This is a genomic window from Photorhabdus thracensis (assembly GCF_001010285.1).
Classification (GTDB): Bacteria; Pseudomonadota; Gammaproteobacteria; order Enterobacterales; family Enterobacteriaceae; genus Photorhabdus; species Photorhabdus temperata.
Window position 1 is genome coordinate 339,118 of sequence record NZ_CP011104.1, and the last position, 12,377, is coordinate 351,494.

The 12,377-nt window shown below is 46.5% G+C and carries 1 protein-coding gene; it reads right to left on the minus strand.

Going from position 1 to position 12,377, the window contains the following annotated elements:
• Positions 1 to 44 precede the first annotated feature (44 nt).
• Positions 45 to 12,248 (minus strand): MARTX multifunctional-autoprocessing repeats-in-toxin holotoxin RtxA, encoded by a 12,204-nt coding sequence (gene rtxA / locus VY86_RS01085; protein ID WP_046973625.1) that lies wholly within the window; start codon positions 12,246 to 12,248, stop codon positions 45 to 47.
• Between the last annotated feature and the right edge of the window lie 129 nt (positions 12,249 to 12,377).

Genomic DNA, 12,377 nt, shown 5'->3' on the forward strand with positions numbered 1-12,377 from the left:
ATTTACTCTTACAACAACTTTTTTACTTACTTATAGCAAATTAATCAGGCAAATTTTCCTTTTCCCATCGTCGTATCTGTCCACGCCGTCGTAATGGCGGCTTTCGATTTACTGTCCAGGCTTGCAATAAAACCATTATCACCCGCTGTCGGGGAAAAACCGCTCATGGCCTGAATCAATGAATCAACTGCATTGTCTGAAAGCGCAGTAAATTCACGCGCTCCTGATCCGTCCTTACACCCCATCTGAATCACCAGTTTGGCTCGATGACCATTAAAGTAATCATTAAAGGTGACGGAACCCACCGACTCAAATATGCCCTGCTCAGTTCCATCCTGAGTATGACGATTCACTGATAACACCAAATCATATCCGCTGCGCTGGAACCACAAGTTTTGCCAGTCAACATCGTTAAAGACAATCATATCTTCTGCGCTGATATCATTAACCTGACTCTCTATCACCTTACCACTGACCACAAAGCTGTCTACACCCGCGCCGCCCAGGAAACTGTTTTGATACCCCCCCAGCACCAGCAAATCCTGCCCTTCTCCGCCATCAAACCGGCTGAATTTCGAAATGGCCGCCGCTATCAGGTGGTCATCACCGTCTCCACCATTAATCACCGCATGGTAGCCCATCAGCTTAATTACATCGCTACCTGCGTTGCCATCAATGCGGTTGTCATTACCAAACACTCTGGCAAAGTCATTACCTTCAGCCAATTCAACCCGGTTGTTATTGCCGATGGTCACGGCATAATCCTGATCTTCCCCGGTATCCACCCGGTTGTAGTTGCCGGAAGTCACAACGTAGTCCCGGCCTTTACCGGCATCAATAAAGCCGCCTTCGCCAAAGACAAATGTCTGGTCACTCCCCTCACCCATAAAGACATGGTTAATGCGTCCAGCCACCACCGCGGTGTCATCCCCATGACCGCCAAACATCCAGTTTTCACGTCCCATCAGGACGCCCAGGTCATTACCTTCGCCGCCGGTAAAGATGTTGGATGTGCCAATTGAGTAATAAACGTCATCACCACGGCCACCCCAGAAGTTGTTGTTGTCTCCCAGATAAGCACCGAGATCTTTGCCGTCACCGCCCCAGTTGAAGTTATAGTTCCCCAACGATACATGGATATCGCTATCCCCTTGCAGATGACCGCTATTACGCAGGAAATCAAACGTTTTTTGCTCCATATTGAGCAGATCTGCGGTCAGATTCTTTTTCAAATTGGTGACTAATGATTTCATTTCTTCTTGCTTATGTTCGCTGAATATCGTCGCAAACAGGTTAGGCAGGTTTAACGAATTGAAGCCAAATGCACGCTCTGCTTGGTCATTAGCCTGAATATTTTCGCTGTTAATGGTAACCGGCGATCTTTTTTCCTGATTTTCGTTAGGCGCTCTCTTTTTTAGCCCATGGCTCACAAAAAAGGACTCCACACCATCCGCATTCATCTTGATGTTCTGTTTTAAACCATCATTTAATTTATCCGGATCAGTAAAGGCTCGCAGTTGATCACCACTGAATTTCCCAATAGTTGACAACATCTCTTGCAAAATAACCTTGCCATCAACACGCTCGCCAGTACGGGAAACAATCCGCCCCTCCGCGGTGTAATCCACATTAAAGATATCCGCTAAGGTGGTATCTGCATTGACACTCGCTAATCGGCCAAGCAGTTTGTTCCTAAGCTGACGCGGTAAATCCCGTGGATTATAGGTGAACGTTGTCCGCGCCATCCCGGTTGTTGAGTATTGTTGCGTCATTAAACCAAACAGTGAGCCCAAGTTGGTATCCAGAATCGATTGAATATGGTCACCGAACATAAAGTTCCAGCTACCGGTTGTGACCTGAATATCCGCCCCCTGACCACCAACGGCAAAATTGAAGGCCAGTTTTTCATTGGCTTGACGAAATTTATCTGCACGGCTCATTTTGCCCGTATCAATACGGTTGCCGTTACTACTTAGCCATTGGTTGTATTTCTTGTTCAACGCTGCTTCGGCATCACTTTTCAAGCCACGGCTACTGCGTTCATGCTGCGAATCCAGATCAACCAATGTTTTGTAGTCCACACTGCTGGTCTGGTCCAGACCAGACATATCGCGCACAAATTTCTTCGCTCCAGACAGTGTCCACTGCCGATTCTGTGCCGCCAACCAATTCCGCTCTTCACCAGAATGAGCAATGGCTTTCAGTACACCTGTAATACGAACAGCACCATCAAATGGATTAACCAATGGTGGCGTTGGGGTTGATTTGTCCATCATCACTATCAGGTCATTACTGCGGCCCTGATTGAAGCTGATGTTGCGGTTACCGATAAACATCTGCGCCCCTTCAAGCGCTTGATAGCCACCAATATTGACGCTGTGCTTACTGTTACCATCACCGATGTGAACCACCACATTGTTGTCACCAAAGGCTAGTGACTTAAATCCACCGGTCCCGATTTTGACACTCACGTTTGATGTTCCCCAATTGATCGCGGTAAATTCACCGTTACCCACGTTCACCTGAATGTTGCCGGAGTAAGTCAGCGGTTTATCCGACTGAAGGTTTGAGCTGACTTCAATCCTGTTTTTTCGCTTCCCCGGTGCAGTGAAAACATTAACGTTATCCGCAATTGTCCCTCTGCTCACGGCATCAGCCTCTGTGTACCCCACCTTGGCGAGGTTGATATCACTTTCTGCAATGCCACGACGCACTTTTTCTGTTCTGGTCGCCAGTTCCCCCTGTTCATTCCAGCTCAATACCAGTTTGTTATCGTCCAGCTTGTTAACCCACTGATTATTTTTATCGCGGGTGAATTTACGGCCTGTCGCGTCAACCGCAACTTCACTGCGACGCGCTGAAACCTCACTACGGATACCTTGTTCATTTAAGGCGGTAATAAAACGATAGGCAAAACCATCCCGTTTATCATCACTAATCAGTGAGCACCCTACGATACTGATACGTTCAGGTTCACCCGCCTGACGAAAGTTCTGTTTGAACAGCTTCAATTTTATTGCCAGTTCATCAGCACTGTAGCCACTCAGACGCGTGTTATTTTGGGCCGATTCATCGCGACCATGACCGACAATCTGCCAGCGTAATTTGCCTGATAATCGGTCGGGATTACCATAAACAACATGATATTTACCGTCGGAATCAAGTTTAACGATGACGCTGGACCTCGGGTGTTTCCCCGCCAGATTGATCACGGCTTTCGCGACAATCGGGTCATTTTCCATCTGAATAATGATATGACCATCAAAGCGGCTCCTATGAGCATCACTCTTTTGCACAAGGTTCTTTATCACATCACGATGTTTATTTTGAGAACCAGAGAGAGTCGATACTATTCTGTCTGCATATTGACTCATCAAAGCACCACTTTCTTCATGGCCATAGAAGGTTTGTTCACCCGATACGTGGTAACCGGAAGCCATCAGTTTCGCACGTAACTTTTCCCCCTCATGGCCCAAAATTTGATTGTCAGTCAATAACATGATTGGCGTATTGATCGGCAAACCTTTAAGGTTTTTTTCTACTGAAAATTGCCCATTCATCGCTTTTGCCAATGCCCCAGTGGTGGTGCCAGGGTTTAGTGTTTCATGCACGGTTATGGCTTCGTCCATACTCAGCATCGGCCTGTCGAGTAACAAACCGGACACCGCTTGATTATTTTGCGCTGCATAGCGGGCAAGATCAGCCGCAACCGGCCCACCAATGGAATAGCCATGAATGATGATGTTACCCGGAGCAATACCGCGATCTTTCACCAAATACCGGAACATCGTCCGGGCATCTTGACAGAGTCCTTTTTCACTTGGCCCTCCATCACTGCCACCATAACCACACATATTGATGGCAAGCATATCAATACCTTGCTTTTGATAATGACGTTGGATAGCACTGGCTTGTTCCTCAGCGGATAAACCTGAACCATGAATAAAAAGCACCACTTTTTTCGTTGCTGCTGTAGAAAAGCTGCCAGGTTTGACGTCACCCAGATGATAATATCCGGTTAAACGCCCCTGCCCGCCTTCCAGAGTGATTTTGTTTGATTTGCCATTATCGACAGCCCTCTTCAATTCCTCTTTAATGTTATCGCTGATATAACGGCGGTCTTCTTTAAAGCCATAAAGTTCGTTATTAAAGAAACGGGTCAATGGATTTAAAGACTCGTTATCACGTGGTGGAGCACCGTCATTTCCAGTTATCACCGATTCTGATGCGCCATTTTTACCCGATAACGCTTGCAACGCTTTCACAGGCGAGTGGCGCAGTTCTCTCTCTGGCGTATATTCCCGATAAAGATGCAAGGTTTTCTCAAAAGCACTATTTAATGCCTGGCTTATCCATAGCTTCCCTTTATCTCCGGCGATATCCATCAGGTCCATATAACTGGCGGTGTAGTTTTGCAGTACCTGTCTGCGTTGAGCCCCCGTCGCCTGCAACGCTTTGTAGATAACCAGACTTTCGTTGACAGAATGACCGCCATCAAACACCAAAAATGCCAAGGTATTGAGATATCCCTGATCCACCGGGAAAGTGGGATCTTGACTGGCGATATAGTTATTGAGGTGAACCATGATATTGGTCGAACCAGAGGCCCCCGTCACTACGGAATGCCCTTGCGCCAGCGCGTTACGTTCAAGCGCTGTTTCATGTCCGGGCGTCAGAATTCTGCCTGCGGCAACCTTCCTGCCAGACAGAAAGTCTTCGTACCGATCACCCGGTGGCTGGTAAGGCAGCACAATACCGTAATCATTGGTTTTCTGCTCCGTTATCTTCACTTTGTGTGTTACACCAGCCCATTTAGCTAACTGACTGCTGGTCGAACGGGTCTTGTAGATTTCTTCCCGATAGAAAATATCCCCTTCCGCCTTCCATTGAGATGAACTCAACCCCATGCCATCCACGTTCGACATTTTTACCGCCAGAAACGGTATTTTGATCATTTCAAAGCCGTTATCCACCTTGGTCATCATGGTTTTAAAGTTATCGAAGGTCGGCTGTTGCAGGAATGTAGTCAATTCAGGTACCCGGCTGAACCAGGGGCGAACATCCTTTTGAATAACATTGGCAAAGGCTTGCATTCTGATGGCAATATCACGCACGGGTGCAACAGAGGTATTCTGCATCCATTGTTCAAACTCCTGCACCAGGAATTGACCTGTCCGCCTGGCTGCCACGATTGCATCCGGTGACACGGTTTTCACCAACGCATGGGCCAATTCTGAATCAAAACGGCGGCCAAATAAGTTATCAATATATTGGGTGGTTGCCTTTTTTCTGTGAGCATCAATCTGTAATGAGAGCACCAAAGCATGTAACTCAGGGTATGCCTTTAACTGAGTGGCGGCGTCATTAAATAACCTGATGGTTTTTTTGGATGTCACCTGCCCGGTGAGCCAGAGTTCTCTGGCCCGTTCAACCAAAGGCATAGTGTCCGGGATGTCCGCCTCTTCCAGTCTGCTCATGAAAACAATGAGGCTTTCACTTTCGGTCCTGGGTACTTCCCGTTCAGTGATTGAGTTCGTGCGGGTCAACGGTGTCATTTGCCATTCAATAAGGCGATCAATTTCGCCTTCTGTTACACCGCCGCCTTTCAGACCAACAACACGTCCGGTTCCATCAAGTATTATCTGCGGATTAAGTTGTTCAGCATGTTGAGGCACCACCGTAATCCCCAGGATCCCAACTGATTCGGCTCTCTGGGCTTGCAAGTGCTCAATCATTCGGCCTATCTTCAAGCGCACTAAGTTCACTTGACTGCTATGCCGGGCAAATTCCGCTGGGTTACGCTGTTGCCAATGAGAAAGTGCCTGTTCAAACTGCAATACATGCTCTTCATTAAAATGAGACATCATTTTTTTGTTGAAAATCTCACGTACAGCGATCAGCGCCTTGCTAAGCTGATTTTTCCAGCCTAATGTTCCCACTCCGGGATTGATAAACAGCTTGTTTCCTTCTTTCAATAAATTAAATTTTAGCTTGTCAAAAATAACGGAATTATGCTGCTCCCCTTGCGGATCATTCCCTAACGATTGCAAATCACGCAGGGATCTTCTGACAAACTCACCTGGGTTGTTTAAGGTAGGCGCCACCATGTTGTCAGCTTGTGCTTTGGCAAACGTTGATGTATCCAAAACGTCTGTCTTTGCTGCGCGAACGCCTGCATTTATCTGTAGACGATTAATCGCTTGTTTAGCGCCCGCCAGCGCCTGTCGCTCTTCTTCGGTCAATCCCTTGTAGAATTTGCCTTTAACTGCTGGCATAGATTCGGGATCTATATGGCTACCGGTTTCCCCTGCCCCTGTTGATTCGTAGGCTTTGCCAGATAAACCACTACCACCAGCCCCAGCGCGATCCGGTCTGGAATCGCTCTGTTTAGCGCCTTTAACATCTGCTTGTACCTGAACAACTTTACTTTCAGCCGTAGCCGTATCGCGCTCACCCCGTTTTTTCGCGTCCTGATACGCAATATTAGCGTCATTTTCAGCTTTTTCGGCCCGTTGTTGCTGCGATAACGCCTCTTCTTTTCTTAACCCGGCTTTTTTCTGGGCGTCGGCAATATCTTGTTTTGCACTGGCGCGATGCTGCTCACTTTTTTCTACACCTGCTTCTGATTTCGCAACCGTTTGTTCTACTTGTTGTTGGTTATCAGTAAGATACTGTTGAGCAGTTGCTAATTTTCTCTGGGCAATAAATTTGGTGTAATCCAACTCATACTGAACACGTTCCAGAAATTCGGCAGCAAATTGATCACGCCACGGGTCACTTGCTTCACCGTCGTAATTCGCATAATCATCAAGCGTCTCCAGGCTCTGAGTCATGGAAATCAATTTGTCAGTTTCTACCTGCGCTTCTGCTTTTATCACATTACGCTGCGTCAACCCACTCTGGTTTAGCGCTTCCTGATCCGTTAATGCCAATTGGGATTGCGATTTTTCAATAACTGCCAGTTGTTTATCTTTTTCCTGTTCCAACAGCAGGCGATCTTTTTCGGCTTTTTCTTTATCATTTAGCGCATTTTGCGCCGCTTTATCCTGCTTCGCGTGTTCGGTGACAGCATTGGCTTGTTGTGGGTGTTTAGATTTCGCAACAACGTTATCCAGAATATAGCCGATTCCATCATTCAAACCGGTTCCTTTAAACGCAATTCGGTTATCGCCCGCTTTTGCTGTCAGCTCCAGTGTTTTCTTTTGCCATCTCGTTGCGTCTCTAGAAGTTGAGAAAACCTCTTCATTATTCCAAAAAACCTGCATGCCATTGTCGGTGAGATAAGCATTGGGACGATTGGCAAAATCAAAGCTCAGTGTAATCACTTCCCCTTCAGACAGATTTTGCAGTTCCTGCCAAATAGTGGTGTTTTTATTAACATCAAGTTCACTGACTCGTTCGCCATAACCGGTATTATCAAGACCATAAGCAGTCGCTGAACTATACGCCTCAATATCATTGGTTGATTGCCAGCCCAAACCACCTCGTTCGAAGTCACCATTGATAATCAGTGATGTCTCAGATTTCGCAACGATATTGTCTAAGATATAGCCTAATCCATCATCCTGGCCCGTACCTTTAAATTCAATTCGGTTAGTACCCGCTTTTGCCATTAAATCGAGTTTTTGGCTATGCCATATAGCCCGCTCCCCAGAAGCTGAGAATACAGACTCACCATTCCACAACACCATTATTCCATTGTCACTCAGATCACGATCCACCATGTCTAAACGACTCGCAAAATCAAAAGTCAGTGAAATCACTTCGCCTTCTGACAAATTTTTCAATTCCTGCCAAATAATGGTGTTTTTATCAACATCAAGTTCACTGACTCGTTCGCCATAACCAGTATTATCAAGACCATAAACACTCGCTGGGCTATATGCCTCAATACCATTGGTTGACTGCCACCCCACACCACCTTGTTCAAAGTTACCATTGACGATCAGGTTTTCATTCTGGCTTGACGCCGATCTTGTTTTTCGGTTCAAAACGCTTTCTATTGAATCAATATCAGGCCTTTCCACTGCGGTTACAGAACCACTGAGACGACTGCTTAAATCTGAATCTACCGGCGCAATTTCATCCATCTGAAAACCATCAATTGCAGAAACTTCCTCTAAGTTAATTGCGCCTCTGCCTTTATGTGTTCCAGACGTGTTAGCTTCATCCCCCTGAACCAGATAGTTGATCGCCTGACTGCCTCCCACACCTAACGCAGTCTGTTTGATATTCTCAAAGAGGGAAGAGAGTTTGTTGCTTTTTGCAACAGAAAAACTGTAAAAATCACCATTGCCAATCTTAATCGCCACGTTATTGCGGGCATAAGAGGCGTTGAGACCCAGACCATCACCAACATGAATATTAGCGTTGCCTGTGCCTTTCATAACCGCCACATTCAGGCCATTTCCGACTTTAGTATTAGCGTTATATTCACCCCACACCACGTTAACTGAAACACCGTCACCCACTTTGGTATTCACATTAAGGTCGCCATGTGTGGCAGTCACACTTAAGCCATTCCCCACCGTAGTCGTGACATTGGCTTCGCCTTTCGCGGCGGTAACCTGTATACCATCACCCACTTTGGTGACAATATTGCCTTTACTCCACAACGCATTAAAGCTGTCACCATGACCAACCTGAGTCACAATGTTTGCATCGGCTTTAGCCAGCACCACATTACGCCCGTCGCCTACTCTGGTGATAATGTTAGCTTTGCCCCAAGCTCCTGTGTAGTCATCACCGTTACCAATATGAGTGATAATATTGGCATCACCCTGAACTACCGTGACTTCCTGCTCATCTCCCACTTTAGCAATGATGTTCGCTTTACCTTTCGCAAAGTTGTAACGATCGCCATCCCCTACCTGAGTCAGGACATTGGCATCACCCCAAACGGCGTTCACCCCAGTACCGTTCCCTACTTTAGTGATGATATTGGCTTTACCTTTGGCGAAACCCACGGTTGTACCATCACCAATGTGAGTCATGACATTACCCACATCGGAAATAAGCAGGCCAACTGTCGTGCCATCTCCCACTTTCGTCAGTATATTGCCTTTGCCAAGCAGTACAGCCGCGGTTGTCGAGTCGCCGACATGCGTGATGACGTTAGCTTTCGCCGCAGCGACAACCCCCATAAAATCATCACCCACTTTGGTGACAATATTAGCCTCACCCAGCGCTAAGACACCGGTTAAACCATTGCCAACATGGGTCATGATATTGGCCCGACCAAACATTGCCGCCAGCGTTGTGCCCTCACCGACTTTGGTCATGACATTCAGCTCACCAGCAAACAAGCCAATACTGGTGCCATCACCCACATGCGAGTAGATATTGGCTTTACCCACCATCAAGGTAGCCGTCAGATCATCACCGACCTTTGTCAACACATTGGCGCCACCAATCATGGCAGCAAAGGTATTGCCATCACCCACATGGGTAAAAATATTCGCTTTGCCAATCATCGCCGACAGCGTTACGCCATTACCCACCTTGGTTGCGATATTGCCTTTTGCCAGCATCAAGGCAACGCTCGTACCATCACCAATATGGGTAAACACGTTACCGGCGGCTATCATCAGTGCTAATGCGTTGCCATCACCCACTTTAGTAAAGATGTTTGCGGCGCCACCCATCAGCGCCCACGCGTCACCGTTGCCAATATGAGTAACAATGTTCCCCGCACCAAGCATAGCCGTAATCGCCGTTCCATCCCCAACTTTAGTGAAGATGTTGCCGGCGGCGCCCATGACACCCAACGTTTGCCCATCACCGACATGGGTAAACACGTTACCCACCCCAAGCATGATACCGGTCGTATTGCCGTCGCCCACTTTGGTCAGGATATTGGCTCCACCCAACATGACCCCCGTCGTGTTGCCGTCACCGATGTGAGTCAGTACGTTTGTACCGCCACTCATTACCGCCAGTGTATTACCCGGCCCTTTTTTGGTGAGGATATTGGCTCCGCCCAGTGCTATCGCCGTAGTGTCTGATGTTTCAATTTCATCATTGAGATGGGTGATAATGTTGGCACCGCCGAGCATACCGGCAACCAGATCACCGGCACCGAGTTTAGTCAGCACGTTAGCACCGCCTAAAAGTACCGAGGAGAGATTCCCTTTTCCTGCTTGGGTAATGATGTTAAAACCGCCTGCCCCTGACCAGTTCGCACTGCCATGACCTATTTGGGTATGGGTGTTGTAACCCCCTAGCATCAGCACCTGGCTGTCACCATTGCCTTTGTGGATCGAGATATTGCCATAAGCCAGCAGATGAGCCAGATATCGCCCGTCACCAACCCGCACAAGAACATTTGCCGCACCGCCGGCGTAAGCATGCATTTCTCCCCGCAGGCTTTGGTGAACAAGGACGTTAGCTAAACCCGCGCCACGAAATGTCAGATTGCCCTCTTCACCACTTTTCACAATAACATTGGCGGCGCCAGCGCCTTCAAAATGCGTATTACCGAATTTCGAACTGTGCAAAATAACGTTAGCCGCCCCCGCACCGTTGAAATTAACATCACCGTCTGTAACGTTGGATTTAATAATGTTTCCACCACCTACCCCGCTAAAATAAATATCACCAGAGCTATCACCACCGGTTATTGATGATTTGGTAAGATCTTGCTCAGAATCACCTGCAAGACGAGCTAAACGATCAGGCATACTGTGATCAATATTTAAATCATAGTGAAGCTGACTTAAGGTATAACCCACACCCATTGATCTGTAGCCATAAGGATAAGAAAATGTTTCATCCGCTAAACGGCCCGTATGGTCACCCTGTTTATACCAAGCTTTTGCAATATATTTCAGCTTCCCTGTTTCATAATCATTTGCCAGTTTAACCTCAACCACTTTGGTATAAGGATTTAAAAAGGCCGCATACACATAAGTATTCGGCAAGCTGTTTGATTTAACTGCGGATACATCAATTTTCGAACCATCCGCAGAGATTGCATATCCTCCCATTTTGGCATCACCCAGTGTGACATTTTCCGCTTTAACATTGGCACCGCCAGCATAAGTCACCCACTTACTTGGCAATAGCGCTTCCTCGATACCATGTATCGTGGTTGTTTGTCGATATAGAAGGTTAATACTGGTAAGATTAATAGCCTCTTCGTTTTTAATCGGAAAAAATCCATTATTCATTGAGATATTTTCCGCAGCCAAATCTTTAAGATGATGACCTTCCTTATACCAGGTGGTAGCGTAATAACGGAGTTTACCGGTATCAGGATCATTCTGAAGCCGCACGGCAACGACTTTAGTATTAACATTATTGGCAAATGCAAACAGATAAGTGTCAGGCTCTTTGGTGGATTTAATTGCGTTAACTGGCTGAGGTTGCTCAATCCAATCCCCCTCTATTGTTGCCGATGTCATAACAATATCTTTGGCTTGAGCAAATTCTATTTCATTCTCCGCACCCGTCCGGGTAATTTCGTTATAAGCCCCTGCACCAGAGAAATTGATATTACTATGGGCAATATCGGAATAGAGTTTGTTATAGCCACCGGCACCTTCAAAAGTGATATCACCGCGAGTCTGTTCATACACATCCTCACTGTGGCGTATACGCTCAATGCGGTTTGATGCTCCTGCGCCACGTAAGATAATGCTGCCTTCTCTGCCTTTTCGCACAATATGATTATCCGCGCCGGCGCCTTCAAAAGTGATATTACCGCTTTCCATCTGCGAATTGATGTTGTTTGCCGCACCCGCGCCATTAAATGTCACATCACCCTGAGTCCCTTGATAACGGTTAAACCAGGTTCGGTCAATATCATTAGCTACCCCTGCTCCGACAAAATACAAATTACCCTGGTCAATTTCATGCCATAACTCATTATATCCACCAGCCCCCTTAAAACGGATGTCACCCGATAAGCCTTTACGAACCAGTTTGTTATAGCCGGCAGCCCCCGAATAATACAAATCCCCCGTTTCACCATTATGGTCAATGAAAGCAGCGCCTGTCGCACCTGCAAATGACAAACCGCCATTTCCCGTTTTACAAATACCTGCGTAACCTGAAGCTCCTTTTACCGAAAGTTCACCGTTTGTATGGTATACATCGACTTTAAATGAACCAACCGTAACATTGTCATCCCCGCCATAAGCATAAACGTCACCACCAACACCAATTGCAGTAATATTATTACCATCATTATCGTCGTAATACTTTCCAGTAAAGAAATATTCTGTACTTCTATTTGATGATTTCCCCATAAATAATCCTTTAATTTATCGTTGAGGTTAAGCAGAAAACCACGGCATTTGATAAATACAGCGGTTGTTTTGAATATTCAATTTACTGTGAAACAGTTCAAATTTTCTGATCTTTTAATAAAAAATCCC